This window comes from Colwellia sp. MB02u-10 (assembly GCF_014077185.1).
In the GTDB taxonomy this organism is placed as follows: domain Bacteria; phylum Pseudomonadota; class Gammaproteobacteria; order Enterobacterales; family Alteromonadaceae; genus Cognaticolwellia.
The window spans coordinates 41,715-58,667 of record NZ_JACGVK010000114.1; the positions used below are offsets into that span (position 1 = coordinate 41,715).

Annotated in this window: 15 protein-coding genes and 4 tRNA genes; 16 read left to right on the forward strand and 3 right to left on the reverse strand. The window is 40.0% G+C overall.

The genetic code is table 11. The annotated features are described in order from the left end of the window. Positions 1-31 precede the first annotated feature (31 nt). The 3 genes from H4J59_RS08515 to cmoA all read right to left on the reverse strand — a co-directional run bounded on the left by H4J59_RS08515 (position 32) and on the right by cmoA (position 3,846). Complete coding sequence (locus H4J59_RS08515) at positions 32-1,378, reverse strand: anti-phage deoxyguanosine triphosphatase (protein ID WP_182238531.1); 1,347 nt, start codon at positions 1,376-1,378, stop codon at positions 32-34. A gap of 763 nt (positions 1,379-2,141) precedes the next feature. Then, positions 2,142-3,107: a tRNA 5-methoxyuridine(34)/uridine 5-oxyacetic acid(34) synthase CmoB gene (gene cmoB / locus H4J59_RS08520; RefSeq protein WP_182238533.1), complete on the reverse strand. Its 966-nt coding sequence runs from the start codon at positions 3,105-3,107 to the stop codon at positions 2,142-2,144. Positions 3,108-3,111: 4 nt separating this feature from the next. Further along, positions 3,112-3,846: a carboxy-S-adenosyl-L-methionine synthase CmoA gene (gene cmoA, locus H4J59_RS08525; RefSeq protein WP_182238536.1), complete on the reverse strand. Its 735-nt coding sequence runs from the start codon at positions 3,844-3,846 to the stop codon at positions 3,112-3,114. Between the two features lie 358 nt (positions 3,847-4,204). Here cmoA and aspS point away from each other — a divergent pair, with 358 nt between their 5' ends. The 16 genes from aspS (at position 4,205) to H4J59_RS08605 (ending at position 16,277) form a co-directional block, all read left to right on the forward strand. Then, positions 4,205-5,989 carry an aspartate--tRNA ligase gene (aspS, locus tag H4J59_RS08530; RefSeq protein WP_182238538.1) on the forward strand — a complete coding sequence of 595 codons (1,785 nt, stop codon included), beginning with the start codon at positions 4,205-4,207 and terminating at the stop codon, positions 5,987-5,989. A gap of 146 nt (positions 5,990-6,135) precedes the next feature. Then, on the forward strand, positions 6,136-6,663 hold the full coding sequence (gene ruvC, locus H4J59_RS08535; protein WP_182233673.1) for a crossover junction endodeoxyribonuclease RuvC: 528 nt from the start codon (positions 6,136-6,138) through the stop codon (positions 6,661-6,663). Positions 6,664-6,787: 124 nt separating this feature from the next. Beyond that, positions 6,788-7,405 (forward strand): Holliday junction branch migration protein RuvA, encoded by a 618-nt coding sequence (ruvA, locus tag H4J59_RS08540; RefSeq protein WP_182197454.1) that lies wholly within the window; start codon positions 6,788-6,790, stop codon positions 7,403-7,405. 105 nt (positions 7,406-7,510) lie between these two features. Continuing rightward, positions 7,511-8,515 carry a Holliday junction branch migration DNA helicase RuvB gene (gene ruvB, locus H4J59_RS08545; RefSeq protein ID WP_182238540.1) on the forward strand — a complete coding sequence of 335 codons (1,005 nt, stop codon included), beginning with the start codon at positions 7,511-7,513 and terminating at the stop codon, positions 8,513-8,515. A 573-nt stretch (positions 8,516-9,088) separates the two neighbouring features. Then, a complete protein-coding gene (gene ybgC, locus H4J59_RS08550; RefSeq protein ID WP_182238542.1) occupies positions 9,089-9,505 on the forward strand; it encodes a tol-pal system-associated acyl-CoA thioesterase in 417 nt (138 codons plus the stop codon). Beyond that, positions 9,495-10,178, forward strand: coding sequence for a protein TolQ (gene tolQ / locus H4J59_RS08555; protein WP_182189767.1), 684 nt, complete (start codon positions 9,495-9,497; stop codon positions 10,176-10,178). Before ybgC ends, tolQ begins: the two co-directional genes overlap by 11 nt. Positions 10,179-10,192: 14 nt before the next feature. After that, positions 10,193-10,621 carry a protein TolR gene (tolR, locus tag H4J59_RS08560; protein ID WP_182238544.1) on the forward strand — a complete coding sequence of 143 codons (429 nt, stop codon included), beginning with the start codon at positions 10,193-10,195 and terminating at the stop codon, positions 10,619-10,621. Next, positions 10,621-11,523: a cell envelope integrity protein TolA gene (tolA, locus tag H4J59_RS19655; protein WP_182238546.1), complete on the forward strand. Its 903-nt coding sequence runs from the start codon at positions 10,621-10,623 to the stop codon at positions 11,521-11,523. Before tolR ends, tolA begins: the two co-directional genes overlap by 1 nt. 33 nt (positions 11,524-11,556) lie before the next feature. Beyond that, positions 11,557-12,903, forward strand: a complete 1,347-nt coding sequence (gene tolB / locus H4J59_RS08570; protein ID WP_182238548.1) for a Tol-Pal system beta propeller repeat protein TolB — start codon at positions 11,557-11,559, stop codon at positions 12,901-12,903. Positions 12,904-12,960: 57 nt separating this feature from the next. After that, positions 12,961-13,515, forward strand: coding sequence for a peptidoglycan-associated lipoprotein Pal (pal, locus tag H4J59_RS08575; protein WP_182238549.1), 555 nt, complete (start codon positions 12,961-12,963; stop codon positions 13,513-13,515). Positions 13,516-13,527: 12 nt separating this feature from the next. After that, complete coding sequence (gene ybgF / locus H4J59_RS08580; RefSeq protein ID WP_182238551.1) at positions 13,528-14,319, forward strand: tol-pal system protein YbgF; 792 nt, start codon at positions 13,528-13,530, stop codon at positions 14,317-14,319. A gap of 146 nt (positions 14,320-14,465) precedes the next feature. Then, positions 14,466-14,541: transfer RNA gene (locus tag H4J59_RS08585), tRNA-Lys, on the forward strand. Positions 14,542-14,587: 46 nt separating this feature from the next. Further along, a tRNA-Lys gene (locus H4J59_RS08590) sits at positions 14,588-14,663 on the forward strand. 92 nt (positions 14,664-14,755) lie between these two features. Further along, positions 14,756-14,831: transfer RNA gene (locus H4J59_RS08595), tRNA-Lys, on the forward strand. A gap of 183 nt (positions 14,832-15,014) precedes the next feature. Beyond that, positions 15,015-16,061: a quinolinate synthase NadA gene (gene nadA / locus H4J59_RS08600; protein ID WP_182238553.1), complete on the forward strand. Its 1,047-nt coding sequence runs from the start codon at positions 15,015-15,017 to the stop codon at positions 16,059-16,061. Positions 16,062-16,189: 128 nt separating this feature from the next. Further along, positions 16,190-16,277, forward strand: a tRNA-Ser gene (locus H4J59_RS08605). Positions 16,278-16,953: the final 676 nt, after the last annotated feature.

Genomic DNA, 16,953 nt, shown 5'->3' on the forward strand with positions numbered 1-16,953 from the left:
CAGCACCTGCTTAGGTTATCCGCTGGATAAGTTAATAGTCGTGTTGACCCAATTCAGTTTGTCCTATGGGTAAAAATAAGGTTTGATAAAGTTTGGTGGCATATTCATCTGTCATCCCTGCGACATAATCAGCGATAACACGGTGTTGATTGAGCTTGTTTTCTTTTGCTTGTAGCCAACGCATGGCGGTATTTTTAGGTAATAAGCGCTCAGGGTCGGAAGACAAAGCTTGAAATAATTCCATCACAATTTGCTGACCACGATATTCCAACTGTTGAATTGACGTTTGCTTGATCACAAACTGATAAACAAAGTCTTTGAAAATCTGTAGCACTTGCGCGGCAATTAACGGATGCACGGCATTATAGCGTAAAAGTGGTTCTTGAAAGTTACACACTTTGGTTGCGTTAATATCATCTAATTCGACGGCCGTTATTAAGTAATTCACTAAACCGCCAATGGCTTCTTTTTGCTGATAGCGTTGAGGACTAAAAAGATTATCCGCTAAGCTTAAGCTATAATCGTGCAGCCAATCATCGTCTATTTTTAGTAGACTTTTGATCACATTTTCATCAAAGTCTTGTTGATTAACCACGCCGGTAACTATGGCATCTTCTAGGTCATGAATGCCATAGGCAATATCATCGGCTAATTCCATCATCGAGCAATCTAAAGATTTATAATTGGTTTTACTATGGCTATTCGCTTTGCTGGTAAATTGTTGAAAAAGTGCTTTGTCTGACTGACATAAAGGCGCTAATACCCAATGAAACATTTCAATGTCGTCAAGATATAAGCCTTTGGGTGGATGCCATTTCGACGCTTCTAATTGGCGAAAAGATGCGGGTATTGCTTGCGGAATATTTTGTTGTAAATTGTTTAAGGTTTGTGGATATTTTATTAAGCCCAGTAGTGTTCTGCGGGTTAAATTCATCCCAAAATGTTCACTAAAAGGTTCTAAGTGCGCCACGATACGAAAGGTTTGTCCATTGCCTTCAAAGCCACCATAATCACGCATCATATAATGTAGGGCAATTTCTCCACCATGGCCGAAGGGGGGATGGCCGATATCGTGCGCTAAACATAATGCTTCTATTAAACTGTCGTCAGTAGGTAGTAGGGCAGCGCTATGCTCAGGATATTTACTGCGAATTTGCGCGATAATGCCGCTACCAATTTGTGCCGCTTCTAAAGAATGGGTTAATCGGGTGCGATGAAAATCACTTTGACCACTGCCCATCACTTGGGTTTTTGATTGTAATCGTCGAAATGCGGCTGAATGGAGAATACGTGCTCGGTCACGTTGAAATGGGCTGCGGTGATCTTGATGTCTTTTTGCGACTCGCTCTAATCGTCTTATTTGCCAAGGATTGTCCATGATGCCTCTGTTTTCAAGCTGAATTAACCGTATGATACAAATAGTATATTATTCTTTAAAGGAAGGTAATACCCAAGCCATTAAGTTAGCTCTTACTTAGCACTTGCTAGCCGTTTGACCACGACTTTAATTTCTTCCCTCTAGGTGCAGAGCCAAGTCTCTCGGTGGTGAATTTTTTTTAGTATTTTACAGGGAGGAAAGCATGAGAAAATAAGGAGTCAATACTGAATAAATTTAATGGCGGTAAGTTGATATTGAGCAAGACATTACTTTAATGTATTTTGCTTTTCTCGGTGTAGGACAAAGTCCCTCGGTGGTGAAATGGGGTAGCATTGTTTTACCTCATTCATTCCTCATTCACTTCTTCCTGTGAATTTTTTTATTATTTACAGGGAGGAAAGCATGAGAAAAGAAGGAGTAAACACTGAGTGAATTTAATGGCGGTAAGTGGATGTTGAGCAAAAAATTACTTTAATATATTTTACTTTTCTCGTGTTGGATAAAGTCCCTAGGTGGTGAAACGGGCTAGTATTGTTTTACCTTATTCAGTCCTCATTCACTTCTTCCTGTGAATTTTTTTAAAATTTACAGGGAGGAAAGAATGAGAAGAGAAGGAGTCAATATTGAGTAAACACGGAGTAAATTTAATGTCGAAAGTTATGACATTGCTTTAATTTTTTACTCTTCTCACCGAAGGACGAAATCCCTCTGTCCCTTGTGGTGAAATAGCATTGTGTTTTAGTGACAGTTAACCAACATCAGGCTATTTATTGGCAATAAATATTGCCCGTTTTGGCGCAGGGTAGCCTTCAATGGTTTTACTGTTATCATCAGGGTCAAGAAAGTCTTGTAATGATTCAGTATCTATCCAATCAGTTTTACGTTGTTCGTCAAGGGCAGTGATATCCGTATTAACCACGCGAATATTTTTAAAACCACAACGTTCAAGCCATGCACACATAGCCTGACAACTGGGTAAGAACCAAACATTACGCATTTTCGCGTAGCGCTCGCCCGGCACTAACACGGTATTTTCATCGCCATCGACCACTAAGGTTTCTAAGACCAGTTCGCCGCCTTTAACTAATTGCGCTTTTAGTTGGTAAAGAAAATCTATTGGCGAGCGTCGATGATACAAAACGCCCATAGCAAATACCGTATCAAAGGCATTTAACTCAGGCAACTGTTCAACACCTAGCGGTAATAAGTTAACGTGATCATCTTGAACAAAATGTTGTATGGCTTGAAATTGTGATAAAAACAATTGTGTTGGGTCAATACCCACAACAAACTCAGCACCTGCACCGCGCATGCGCCACAAGTGATAACCACTGCCACAGCCAATATCGAGTACATAACGATGAGTTAAGTCACTAATATGTGGCGCTAAGCGATCCCATTTAAAATCAGAACGCCATTCAGTATCTATGTGCAGCCCATGAATATGATACGGGCCTTTACGCCAAGGTTTAAACTTTTTCAGTAAATTCTCTAAACGTTTATATTCACCGTCATTAATGTCAGCGCGTTCGCCTGCCCGTACTGTGGTACTAATATCAACACTTGATGGTGATGTTTTTGGTAGCGCCATTAAGGTTTTTTGCCATTGGGCAAACTCGCCGTGTAAATGTTGTTCACGCCACTGAGTCAGTTGCGCGGGTAAAATGTTAAGCCAGTGGCTTAATCGATTACTCGCTATTTTTTGATAGAAGTTGTTAAATGAAATCATGGGGTTATTTAATCGCGATCAGAGAAAAGAAGTTAAAACATTGAAACCAAGGGGCGCTATGGTTAAAGCCAGCCAGTTTCAAACGCTTTAAATGGGTGTCTAAATTATCAGTGAGCATGACGTTTTCTAGTGCGGTACGTTTTTGGGCGATTTCTAATTCGCTATAACCATTGGCACGCTTAAAGTCATGATGTAAGTCGACGAGTAATTCATTACAGACGTTGTCGGTATGAGCTATTTTCTCTGACAGTAGTAATAAACCACCGGGATTAAGGCCTTTAGCTATTTTATTTAACAATAATTGGCGTTGTTCTGGCGCGATAAATTGTAAAGTAAAATTAAGCACTACCATAGAGGCATTTTTAATTTCAATATCAAGAATATTAGCTTCTATTATCTCAACCGGTGTTTCACCTTTAAAAGCACTCACATGCATTTTACAACGTTCAACCATAGCGCTTGAGCTATCAATACCGACAATTTTACAGTTTTTTGCTGTAATACCTTTACGCATCGCCAATGTTGCCGCGCCGAGCGAACAGCCCAGGTCGTAAACTTGGCTGTTATCGGTGACATAGCGCTGACTGAGTCGGCCTATGGTATCAATAATAGTGCTATAACCAGGCACTGAGCGGCTGATCATATCGGGGAAAACTTCTACGACTTGTGCGTCGAATGCAAAGTCTTTGATTTTACTTTGTTTATTAGAAAAAATTAAATCGGTATCTGATGTTTTCATGATGTCAAAACTATACTAACGTTTGAGGCTATAAAAGCGTATTTTACCTGATATATTCTCTGATAAACAAGGTAATGTGTTTTTATGTTTTGCTTAGGGCGTTATAGCCGACTTTACGCCATTATTGGCAGTGCTTAGCATAGAATGCAAAACCTGCTTAAAGCTTGAGGGGGCCAGCATTATCAATATCATTAACCGGCATACTGAAGTGGAACGGGTCTAATTAGACTATTCATTGAATGTCGGGTGACTTTACTTAGCATTGCTTTATAATGTTGGCAATTTTTATCATCACAAGTTATAGATTTATAAAACATCTGTTAACTTGTTCAGCTTATTCGAATTTTAGGGTAAATACATGCGTAGTCTTTATTGTGGTGAGGTTAATGAATCTCATGTGGGTCAGGAAGTCACACTTTGTGGTTGGGTTAATCGTCGTCGTGACTTAGGTGCGGTAATTTTCTTAGATTTACGAGACCGTGAAGGTATTGTACAAGTTGTTTACGACCCGGACTTTCCTGAAGTGCTTGAAAAAGCCAACACTTTGCGTAATGAGTTTTGCGTGCAAATCAAAGGTAAAGTGCGCGCTCGTCCTGATGGCCAAGTGAATAAAGATATGGCAACGGGCGCTATTGAAGTGTTGGGTTTAGAGTTGACTATTTTAAATAAGTCAGCACCGCTACCTTTAGATTCAAATCAGAAGAACTCTGAAGAGCTACGATTAAAATATCGTTATCTTGATTTACGTCGCCCAGAAATGACTGAGCGTATGCGTTTTCGCGCTAAAGTGACTTCAGCGGTGCGTGCATCACTTGAGTCACAAGGCTTTTTGGATATAGAAACACCCATTCTTACAGCAGCTACACCTGAAGGTGCGCGTGATTATTTGGTTCCTAGCCGTACTCATAAAGGGCAATTTTTTGCTTTACCACAATCGCCACAATTATTTAAACAATTGTTGATGATGTCAGGTATGGAACGCTACTATCAAATCGTTAAGTGTTTTCGTGATGAAGACTTACGTGCAGATCGCCAACCAGAATTTACTCAAATTGATATTGAAACCTCATTTATGAGTTCAGATCAAGTGATGCAAGTGACTGAAACTATGATCCGCGGCTTATTCCAAGAGCTACTTAACGTAGACTTAGGTGAATTTCCGCGCATGACTTATTTAGAGGCGATGACTCGTTTTGGCTCTGATAAACCAGATTTACGTAATCCACTTGAAATTGTTGACGTGGCTGATATCTTAAAAGATGTTGAGTTTAAAGTGTTCTCTGGCCCGGCTAACGACGATAAAGGCCGAGTTGCCGTTATTTGTATACCGGGAGGCGCCGCTAAATTCTCTCGTAAAGGTATTGACGAGTTAACTAAATTTGTTGGTATTTACGGCGCTAAGGGCATGCCATGGTTAAAAGTTAATGACCTTGATGCCGGTCTTGAAGGCTTACAATCACCGATTTTAAAATTCTTAGATGAAGCCGCCGTTAATGCCTTATTAACTCGTACTCATGCTAAAACCGGCGATATTATTTTCTTTGGCTCAGACACTTATAATGTGGTGACTGAATCATTAGGTGCCTTGCGTTTAAAAGTGGGTGAAGAGCTTGGGTTATTGCAAGGTGATTGGAAACCATTGTGGGTGGTAGACTTTCCAATGTTTGAAGAAGCTGACGGCAACATGCATGCTATTCATCACCCATTTACCGCGCCAACCAATTTAACCGCGGCTGAATTAGAAGCAAATCCAGTGGGTGCTTTGTCTGATGCCTATGACATGGTGCTTAATGGCTGCGAATTAGGTGGTGGTTCAGTGCGTATTCATAATCAAGATATGCAAGCCGCTGTATTTCGCATTCTGGGTATTAGCGATGAAGAAGCGCAAGAAAAGTTTGGTTTCCTATTAGAAGCATTACAATATGGCGCGCCACCACATGCCGGTTTAGCCTTTGGTTTAGACCGTTTAGTGATGCTGATGACTGGAGCTAGTTCAATTCGTGATGTGATGGCATTCCCGAAAACAACGACTGCGGCGTGTCCGTTAACTAATGCCCCAGGCCATGCAAACCCAGCACAACTGGCTGAATTAGGCATTGCTTGTTTGGCAAAAGAAATTGATACTGAGCCAAAAGCAGAATAACGTCTGTTAGAAAAATTTTAACGTGACTAAGCGTTAATGTTAACACAATTAAAACGCACGAATTAATGCTACTTAGGCCTTATTCGTGCGTTTTTTTTCCATAGTATTATTTTTAAAGTTAACGCTTTTATTAAGGTAAATAACGAGTGAGTATTATTTTAGGTATTGACCCAGGGTCACGTTTAACCGGCTATGGTGTCATTAAACAATCGGGCCGTAATTTTACCTATTTAGGCAGTGGTTGTATTAAAGCCACAGCGGCAGGTGAAGACTTAGGTATGCGCTTGCAAACAATTTTTGCTGGCGTTAGTGAGCTTATCTTGCAATTTCAACCTGACATGTTTGCTATTGAGCAAGTCTTTATGGCGAAAAATCCTGATTCTGCATTAAAGTTAGGCCAAGCCAGAGGTGCGGCTATTGTTGCGGCGACGAACAATGGTTTAATGATTGCAGAATACTCTGCTAGACAAATTAAGCAATCGGTTGTGGGTACAGGTGCGGCAGATAAAACTCAAGTGCAACATATGGTGAAAACTATTTTGAAATTACCAGGTACACCTCAAGCTGATGCAGCCGATGCACTGGCGGTTGCACTTTGTCATGCGCACAGTCACGACTCGATCAGTAAACTTTCAGGCCAAGCCACTAAAACAGTACGCGGACGCCTACGCTAATGGTTATTGTTTTAGTATCATCGTTATTTATGCACCGCTTTAAATAATTCAGGGCGTAAACTTTACTGTATAAATATCTAGTGGTATGGTGTTGTTATATAGTATATCAAGCAAAGGTTAAGCCGTGATTGGACGTTTACGTGGCATATTAATAGAAAAAATGGCCCCCGAAATTTTAATTGAATGTAATGGTGTTGGCTATGAAGTGACTATGCCAATGACCAGCATTTATGCCCTTGGCGAGGTTAATCAAGAAGCGACTTTATATACCCACTTTGTGGTACGCGAAGATGCACAATTACTTTATGGCTTTGCTAATAAAGTGGAGCGTAAACTGTTTCGCTTACTGATCAAGGTTAATGGTGTTGGGCCTAAATTAGGTTTGGCTATTTTGTCAGGCATGTCTGCCGATCAATTTGTCAGTTGTGTTATACATGACGATTTAACCACCATAGTGAAAATACCCGGTGTTGGCAAAAAAACAGCGGAACGCTTGTTGATTGAAATGCGCGATAGATTAAAAGATTGGCAAACTGACAGTAGTGACGCTTTGGTGCACATGATGCCAACGGATGTTAATCAAGCCAATGCCTTTATCAGTGATAGTAAAGGCGATGCTATTAACGCCTTAGTTTCTTTAGGGTATAGTCAACTACAAGCAGACAAAGCAGTTAAATCAGCTTTTCATCCTGACAAAAGTAGCGAAGACTTGATCCGTGGCGCCTTAAAAGCCATGTTATAAATATTAATTACTTCGCCATATTGACGATAACAAGTTTGGGCCAAAGGTAAATGACGATAAAATTTTTCAATGAGTTTTTCAATGATTTTTTACAATGAGTAATACATGATAGAAGCAGACAGATTAATTGAACCCGTAGCCACCCGTGAAGATGAAACGGTTGACCGAGCTATTAGGCCTAAAATGTTGTCCGACTATACTGGGCAGGCTCATGTAAAGTCTCAAATGGAAATTTTCATTGCCGCGGCCCTGAAAAGAGGAGAGCCGCTTGACCACTTATTAATTTTTGGTCCACCGGGTTTAGGTAAAACCACCTTAGCTAATATCGTCGCGAATGAAATGGGCGTAAGTGTTCGGGCTACCTCAGGTCCGGTATTGGAAAAAGCCGGTGATTTGGCGGCATTACTGACTAACCTTGAAGAAAATGATGTCTTGTTTATCGATGAAATTCATCGTTTAAGTCCTGTGGTAGAAGAAATTCTTTACCCAGCGATGGAAGATTATCAGTTAGATATTATGATCGGCGAAGGGCCAGCAGCCCGCTCTATAAAACTTGATTTACCGCCCTTTACCTTAATTGGTGCAACAACTCGCGCAGGCGCGTTAACCTCACCACTTCGCGATCGTTTCGGCATAGTGCAACGGCTAGAATTTTATAACACGCAAGAGTTAACCGAAATTGTCATGCGTTCAGCACATTTCTTAGATTTAGACATTGCTCAAGCGGGAGCATTTGAAGTTGCAAGGCGTTCTCGTGGTACACCGCGCATTGCCAATCGTTTATTACGCAGAGTCAGAGATTACGCTGATGTAAAAACTGACGGTATAGTCAGTAAAGCAACCGCTGCCAGTGCCTTAGATATGTTAGAGGTAGATAATGAAGGTTTCGATTTAATGGATCGAAAATTATTGGAAGCGATCATTGATAAATTTGCCGGCGGCCCCGTTGGTCTTGATAACATTGCCGCTGCCATTGGCGAAGAACGTGAAACCATTGAAGATGTACTAGAGCCTTTTTTAATCCAGCAAGGTTTTTTACAACGTACACCCCGCGGGCGAATTGCCACGAGTAGAGCTTACCTACACTTTGGCTTAGACTTTCCAAGTTAACCGCTAAGTTTTTACCATTATAAAAAGCACCTTAGGGTGCTTTTTATGTTCAGGATGAACGGTATGGCGTGGTCACATGGATGTGAAAGAACGTCGATGTTTATTCTTTGAATTTTAAGCAAAAAAAAGCCCACATAAATCTATGTGGGCCAACTTAAAATATAAGCTGATAAAAGGAAATGGGGATCCTAGAAAATATATAACAGAGAAAGGTAACAACACCTATCAAAACATTTGTGGGCTAAGATGAAAAATGTAAAAACAAAATTCGTGCGCTAGCTCAAACAACAAGGCTATTTTAGTCCGATGAGTAGAGTAACGCAAACAAAAATAATTTATGTTAATCATTAGAAAAACTAATGCGAAATGATTTGCAGGAATATAGGGGAAGTAACCATTTACAGTCGCTGATCAGTAATGATTTTTTATAATATTACACTCATAAAAGATCCGTAATTAGATTTATTGTTGAAATTTTTACAAAGAAAGTACCTTAGCTCTTGTTCCGTGTGAGCTTTATCTATTAAGATAAGGACTTAAAGATTTTATACTAAGATAAATCGAATAAATTTAATGTCATTAAGCAGTCATCAACACACCGTACGTGTTTACTATGAAGATACCGATGCCGGCGGTATCGTTTATTACGCGAACTATTTAAAGTTTTTTGAACGCGCTAGAACAGAATGGCTGCGCGAACTTGGCATTAATCAATCAATATTTTTAGAACAAAACATCGGCTTTGTGGTCACAAAGGTGGCAATGGACAATAAGGCATCAGCAAAACTTGATGACTTGCTAACAATCACCACAACAATAAGCCGGTTAAAGTCTGCCAGTTTGGTATTTTCACAGCAACTTGTGAACCAGAACCAGATAACATTATGTGCGGCTGAGATTAAAGTCGCTTGTGTTAACTTGGCTATGGCTAAACCTAAACCTTGTATTATCCCCAAAAGCATATTAGGAGCATTAAAACGTGTCAGCTGAAATTTCGTTTTTTGATTTATTTTTACAGGCCAGTTTATTAGTTCAACTGGTCATGTTGACCTTATTAGGATTTTCAATTGCTTGTTGGACCATGATTTTTCAACGTCGTAAAGTATTGCTTGCAGCTCAAATACAATTAAAAGACTTTGAAGATAAATTTTGGAGTGGTGCTGACTTAAGTAAGCTCTACAGTGAAGTATCTGCCAAAGAGCATATTGACGGTATTGAAAGTCTTTTTGTTTCTGGTTTTCGTGAATTTGCTCGTTTACGTAAATCGCATGGCTATGCACCGCAAGTGATTGTTGACGGCACGCACCGAGCAATGCGCGTAGCAATGTCAAGAGAAGTCGATAACTTGGAAACACACTTGCCCTTTATGGCCACCGTTGGCTCAATAAGCCCTTATATTGGTTTGTTTGGTACCGTGTGGGGTATCATGAATTCATTTATTGCCTTAGGTGCGGTTGAGCAAGCCACTCTGGCTATGGTTGCGCCCGGCATTGCCGAGGCATTAATTGCCACTGCAATGGGGTTGTTTGCCGCCATTCCTGCCGTAATGGCATTTAACCGTTTTAGTCATAATGTTGAAAAACTTGAAAATAGCTATGGTAACTTTATGGACGAATTTTCAAGTATATTACAAAGACAAACAGCGACAGAGCAACACGGCTAAGGTAGAGATTAACTATGTATAATCGAGTCAGGCGCCGCAAGGTTGCTGAGATAAATGTAGTGCCTTATATTGACGTAATGTTAGTGTTGCTGATTATTTTTATGGTAACGGCACCGCTGATAACACAAGGCGTTAAAGTTGATTTACCGCAAGCGGATGCACAACCTCTTAGTAAAGACATGAAGCCGCCTTTAGTGGCTTCAGTTGATGCCAATGGCAACTATTATTTGGCGGTGGGTACTAGCAAAAATGAACCTATGTCGGCAGAAGAAGTTGCCACCTTAGTTGCTGCACATTTAAAGTTGGAGCCTGACACCCCCGTGGTGGTTAATGGCGATGGTGCGGTTTCTTATGATGCGGTGATTCAATTAATGGTGATGTTACAAAAAATAGCAGGTGTACCATCTGTTGGTTTAATGACTGATACCCCGGAGAGTAAGTAGTGTCATCGAAGTATTCAACTCCCTTAGTGTTAAGTTTTGCCATACACATAGTACTGGCTGTTGTTTTGTTGTGGGGTGATTTCTCATCACCACCAAAATCGACGCCAACGTCAGTACAAATGGAGCCCATTCAAGCGGTTGTTGTTGAAAGAAGTAAAGTAGAGGCGCAAATTAATAAGATCAAAAAGCAAAAGGCCGATGACGCTCAAAAGCTTAAAAATCTTGAAAATAGTATTGCCGCCGCAAAAGAAAAACAAGTAAATGAAGAAAAACGCATTAAGAGTCTTGAACGTCAACGGAAGAAAAAAGAGCAAGAAAAAAAGGCCGCTGACAGCGCGGCTAAAAAGTCTCAAGCTAAAGCAAATGCGGCAGACAAACAGCGCAAACAAAAAGAGCTTGAAAGAGCGCAAGCTGATAAAGCGGCAGCAAACGCGCAAGCTAAGCGAATAAAAGAAGAGCAAGCGGCTAAAAAAGCAGAAGATTTGCGTAAAAAGAAAGCGGCCGACCAAAAACGTAAACAGCAAGAAGATCGAGAACGTGCCGCTCAGCAAAAGTTATTAGAGCAACAAATGGCTGAAGAAATGGCCGACCGTCAACAGGCTCGTCGCCAACAAATGATGACAGAAATTGGTCGCTTTACCGCCTTAATAACACAAACCATAAAGCGTAATTTGATTACTGACCGTAGTACGATGGAAGGTAAATATTGTAAATTAACCATAAGTCTAGCACCATCAGGTTTTGTGACCAATGTGGTCACAGGCAAAGGCGACAGACGAGTTTGTGAAGCCGCAAAAACTGCGGTTTATAAAGCGGGTACTTTACCTGTTTCTAAAGACCCTGAAATATTTCGAGAAATGAGAACGATCAGTTTAACGGTAGCGCCAGACAAATTTAATTAAGTTTTTGTATATATTAGGAAGATAATCGACTCTATGAAAAATGTAACTTTATTTTTACTATTCTTTGCTGTAGTTTTTTCGCAGCAGGTAAGGGCAACGTTAGAAATTGTTATCACCGAAGGTGTTGATAGTGCACGACCCATTGCTGTGTTGCCATTTAAATGGACAGGAACGGGCGTCATGCCAGAGCGTTTATCTACAGTGGTCAGTGATGATTTACTACGCAGTGGTAAATTTAGTCCAATTAAAGCCTCACGTTATCCTCAGATACCTAACAAGGATAGTGAAATTGATTACAGCGCTTGGGCAAGTGAAGGTGTTGAAGCCGTTGTTATTGGTGAAGTTAGCGAAACCACGATAGGTCGTTATCAAATAAAATACCAATTGGTTGATGTTATTCGTGGCCAAGTTACCGGTGGTGAAACGCAAATGTTAAGTAATGGTAAGTTAGTGCGTACCTCAGATCATATTTTGGATGAAAGTACGGTTGAGATTGGTGCCGATCAATTTCGTCGTTATGCCCACCGTATTAGTGATGCTGTTTATGAAAAGCTCACAGGTACACGTGGTGCATTTTTAACAAAAATTGCCTATGTTATTGTACGCGATCAAGGTGAATATCCTTATCAGTTAGCTATTGCCGATTATGATGGTTTTAACGAACATGTTTTATTAAGTTCAAAAGAGCCATTAATGTCACCATCGTGGCACCCCAGTGGTAATCAGTTAGCTTATGTAACCTTTGAAAATCGACAAGCACAAATTCATATTATTGATATTTATTCCGGGCAACGTAACTTAATAAGCTCGTTTGAGGGTATCAACAGTGCACCTAGTTGGTCACCAGATGGTAAAAAACTGGCAATGGTATTGTCTAAAGATGATAATCCTGAGCTTTACGTGATGAATGTTGCAACGAAAAAGTTACGACGTATAACCCGTCATCGAGCCATTGATACTGAACCGAGTTGGACACCAGATGGCAAGTCATTAATATTTAGTTCAGAACGAGGTGGAAGAGCGCAGTTATATCGCGTAAGTTTACTAGATGGCAAAATCAGAAGGCTAACTTTTGATGGCGAAATGAACCTAGGTGGCTCATTAACACCTGATGGTCGTCAATTAGTGATGGTAAATCGTACAAACGGTAAGTATCATCTAGCCAAGCAAGAATTTGATTCAGGGATTTTTCAAGTGTTAACCACAACACGTTTGGACGAATCACCAAGTATATCCCCTAACGGTGGTATGATTATTTATAGTACTTTACATAATAATCGTCAGGTACTAAGTTTAGTTTCCGTAGATGGAAGATTTAAGGCAAGGTTGCCAGCACTTAATGGCGAAGTGAAGTCACCTTCATGGTCACCATTTTTATAATAATTAATAATTAATAATTAATAGTAATTTAATTTGTAAATAATAAGGACACATAAAATGCGCTTTAATAAAACAGTAAAAGCCTTAGCGGTTGTTTTACCTATCATGGCTTTATCGGCTTGTAGTTCATCTGACTCAGCTAGCGAAGACGCTAGTGCGATGCAAAAAAATGAAGCTGTTATGGCTGAACAAAAAGCTCGTGAAGCAGCAGAACTTGTAAAAGTTGAAGCAATGCAACGTGCCGATGCTATTGAAGCTAAAAAACGTCAAGAAATTGAAAAATTACGTTCAGAGCATATTGTCTATTTTGATTTTGACAGATCAACAGTAAGTGGTGATTTTGTCGCTATTCTTGAAGCACATGCTGAGTTTCTTAACGAAAACTCAACGGTTAACGTGTTAATTGAAGGTCATGCTGATGAACGTGGTACACCTGAATATAACATTGCATTAGGCGAGCGCCGTGCAAAATCTATTGAAACGTTTTTAGAAAACATGGGCGTTTCAGCTGCACAATTGAGCACAGTAAGTTACGGTGAAGAAAAACCAATGGTTAAAGATCGTAGCGAAGGCGCGTTTGCTAAAAACCGTCGTGCAGTGTTGGTCTACTAATCAGGTAATGAAATGAAACCCAATAGTATTCTATTCGGGATGACGTTTGCTGTGGCTGCCAATTTGGCAGTAGCAGCTGAACGGGCTCCTGTTATTGAAGTAACCGCTGGCGCGCCTACCAAGGCTGCCAAATTAAGCTTGAGTGAGCAGCTGGTTAGTCTTGAGCGCAAACTTGATGCCCGTAACAGAGCCCAAGTTAACGTTCAACGACAACTCGATGAGCTGCAAAACGAAGTTAACGAGCTTCGTGGCATCACTGAGTTACACACTTATCAATTGAGTCAGGTACTTGACCGTCAACGTGAGTTGTATCAAGAGCTTGATCGCAGAGTATCAGAAGCACTAAAACCAGAAAATCAAATACCCGCAACAATCATTGCACCTAGCGGTAGTAATGCAGGTAAGGTAAATTACAGTAATAATTTAACTGAAAATGAAGCCTATGATCGTGCGGTCAATATGGTGTTAAAAGATAAGCTTTACGAACAAGCTATCCCTGAGTTTGAAGCGTTTAATCAAAGGTACCCTAACTCGACTTATGCAGCGAACGCCCATTATTGGTTAGGACAGTTATTGTTTAACAAAGGTGAGTTAACTAAAGCAGGTCAAGAATTTGATGTAGTGGTGAGTAATTATCCTGATTCCAGTAAACGTAGTGACGCAATGTTAAAGCTTGCTATGGTTGAGCAAAAAGAAAATAATGAAACCAAAGCGATTGCCGTATACAAAAAGCTGATAGCGCAATACCCTAATTCAAGTGCTGCAAAACTAGCGCAACCACGATTAAATAGTATCAAACCATAATTTTTGCTTATAAGTTGTGCGCTTTGGTGGCTTTTTGTTCGAACAAACAATAAAGTGCAAAAAAGTGGACGATTGTTGTTGCACTTAAAAATATTATGAGTATTATATGCCCCGCATTGGACGAGTAGTCCAGCGGGAACAAATACCGGTCGTTAGCTCAGTTGGTAGAGCAGTTGGCTTTTAACCAATTTGTCGAAGGTTCAAATCCTTCACGACCGACCACTTTTTTACCAATAAAAGTGTTTGGTATTTGTTTCAGAATATATGACGGTCGTTAGCTCAGTTGGTAGAGCAGTTGGCTTTTAACCAATTTGTCGAAGGTTCAAATCCTTCACGACCGACCACTTTTCTTAACCTTAATAGTTGATGGTTAAGAACCTAGTGGTATTGAAATCAGCACCATGCGGTTTCATTTTAAAAATTAAAAGTAGTTTATCGGTCGTTAGCTCAGTTGGTAGAGCAGTTGGCTTTTAACCAATTTGTCGAAGGTTCAAATCCTTCACGACCGACCACTTTTAATGATCTTATCTTATTCTGCAGTACTGTTTAAACTTATCTAATCACCTACATTATTCTTCATCTGATTAATTTAATTTTTATATCTCTTATCCACCTTGAACCATATTCGTAGTACACTTTTATTCTTCTATACCTTATAATTCTTACGATTTTTAAGGCACTCATTGAGAAGACATATGACCCAAGCAAATTTAGCCGTTGATTTTGATTTTCAATTCCCCAAAAAGGCTACGCCACTAAGTGCTGTTGAGCGTGAAGAGTATAAAGCACGTATCAAATTATTATTGAAAGAAAAAAACGCTGTACTGGTTGCACATTATTACACTGATCCTGAAATTCAAGCATTAGCAGAAGAAACCGGTGGTTGCGTTGCTGACTCATTAGAAATGGCAAGATTCGGTAACAACCATCCTGCAGAGACTTTGATTGTAGCGGGTGTGCGTTTTATGGGTGAAACGTCCAAAGTACTGACCCCAGAAAAAACAGTGGTAATGCCTACATTGGAAGCCACATGTTCGTTAGATTTAGGTTGCCCAATTGAAGAGTTTAGTGCTTTTTGTGATCAACACCCTGACAGAACCGTTGTGGTCTATGCTAATACTTCCACCGCTGTTAAAGCTCGTGCTGATTGGATAGTGACTTCATCATGCGCTTTAGACATTGTTGAGCATCTTGATGACCTGGGTGAGAAAATCATTTGGGGTCCTGATCGCCATCTAGGTGCATACATTGAAAAGCAAACCGGTGCCGACATGATCATGTGGCAAGGTGCTTGTATTGTTCATGATGAGTTTAAAACCAAAGCACTCATTGATATGAAGGCGCTTCATCCAGATGCTGCCGTGCTTGTTCATCCGGAATCACCAGCAGAAATCATTGATCTGGCCGACTCGGTGGGGTCAACTAGCCAATTAATTAAAGCGGCTCAAGCGCTAGCCAATAAAAAATTCATTGTAGCGACGGACCGTGGTATTTTTTATAAAATGCAACAGTTATGTCCTGATAAAGAATTCTTTGAAGCACCAACAGCTGGCGAAGGTGCTACATGTCGTAGTTGCGCACATTGTCCGTGGATGGCAATGAATGGTTTAAAGGAAATTGAACAAGCACTGTTAAATCCAGAAGGTAGAGAAGTCTTCGTTGATATGAAACTTCGCACAGGAGCGCTTAAATCTCTAGATCGCATGTTAAATTTTAATACAGAAATGAACAAAAATAAGTAATCTTATTATACGTTGGCTGTTAAATAAGCAACTGCTCGGACTTTGTTTAAATTAGGTTGCGTTATAGAGATTATTTTTCTAACATAGCGCAGCTCAGTACGAGGAGCTCAATAGATAGTGAATAAAACGGTGAGGTGTCCGAGTGGCCGAAGGAGCACGCCTGGAAAGCGTGTAAGGCGCAAGCCTTCGAGGGTTCGAATCCCTCCCTCACCGCCATCTATTGATTTACTGCAAGTTATAACAATATTAAATATGAAAGCCGCTAGTTATCTAGCGGCTTTTTTTTGTTTCCAAACCTTACATTCAATTCAGTTCAGTCAACAATGCCTTCTGCGCTCTATAACTAACTAGTCATGCTAAAAAATTAACCCTAAGCGCTATTCAATAACTAATCTTAGCGGTAAGTAAGTTTGTATTCATTCATAACAAGGGTTATTAGAAATGAACACCGTATAGAAGGGTCTAATAGAATATTATTAGGCAGCGTCTTACAATTAAGCTAATCATTCAAGATAAAAGGCGTTTGAAGGCCATTGTTACTTGCATTAACTTAAGCAAAAGCCCGCTATTTATTACACATTAGTGTTTATTAATGTATGTATCGGCTTCTATTTGCTCACATTGCTTAATTAAAAAGCAAACAAACATTTAATCGCAATTTAATTGATATTAAGTGTTGACGTGAAGCCAGAAATCTCTAGAATGCGCTCCAGTTCCAAGGGGTAACCCAAACGAACGGTTTCAATGAGTTATCTAAATCAGTCTAGGCTGATTAAGTTAACTTAACGTTTTAAAAGTGAGTTTGAATCTTCTGAAAAGAAAGTTTAAAAAAACCAAATAAAACGTTGACATTAAAACCCAGGTGCGTAGAATGCGCATCTCGCTTCAGGCA

Bases quoted from the DNA above. Each gene is read 5' to 3' on its own strand.
- H4J59_RS08515 (WP_182238531.1), bottom strand. From the start codon at position 1,378: ATGGACAATCCTTGGCAAATAAGACGATTAGAGCGAGTCGCAAAAAGA.
- cmoB (WP_182238533.1), bottom strand. From the start codon at position 3,107: ATGATTTCATTTAACAACTTCTATCAAAAAATAGCGAGTAATCGATTA.
- cmoA (WP_182238536.1), bottom strand. From the start codon at position 3,846: ATGAAAACATCAGATACCGATTTAATTTTTTCTAATAAACAAAGTAAA.
- aspS (WP_182238538.1), top strand. From the start codon at position 4,205: ATGCGTAGTCTTTATTGTGGTGAGGTTAATGAATCTCATGTGGGTCAG.
- ruvB (WP_182238540.1), top strand. From the start codon at position 7,511: ATGATAGAAGCAGACAGATTAATTGAACCCGTAGCCACCCGTGAAGAT.
- ybgC (WP_182238542.1), top strand. From the start codon at position 9,089: ATGTCATTAAGCAGTCATCAACACACCGTACGTGTTTACTATGAAGAT.
- tolR (WP_182238544.1), top strand. From the start codon at position 10,193: ATGTATAATCGAGTCAGGCGCCGCAAGGTTGCTGAGATAAATGTAGTG.
- tolB (WP_182238548.1), top strand. From the start codon at position 11,557: ATGAAAAATGTAACTTTATTTTTACTATTCTTTGCTGTAGTTTTTTCG.
- pal (WP_182238549.1), top strand. From the start codon at position 12,961: ATGCGCTTTAATAAAACAGTAAAAGCCTTAGCGGTTGTTTTACCTATC.
- ybgF (WP_182238551.1), top strand. From the start codon at position 13,528: ATGAAACCCAATAGTATTCTATTCGGGATGACGTTTGCTGTGGCTGCC.
- nadA (WP_182238553.1), top strand. From the start codon at position 15,015: ATGACCCAAGCAAATTTAGCCGTTGATTTTGATTTTCAATTCCCCAAA.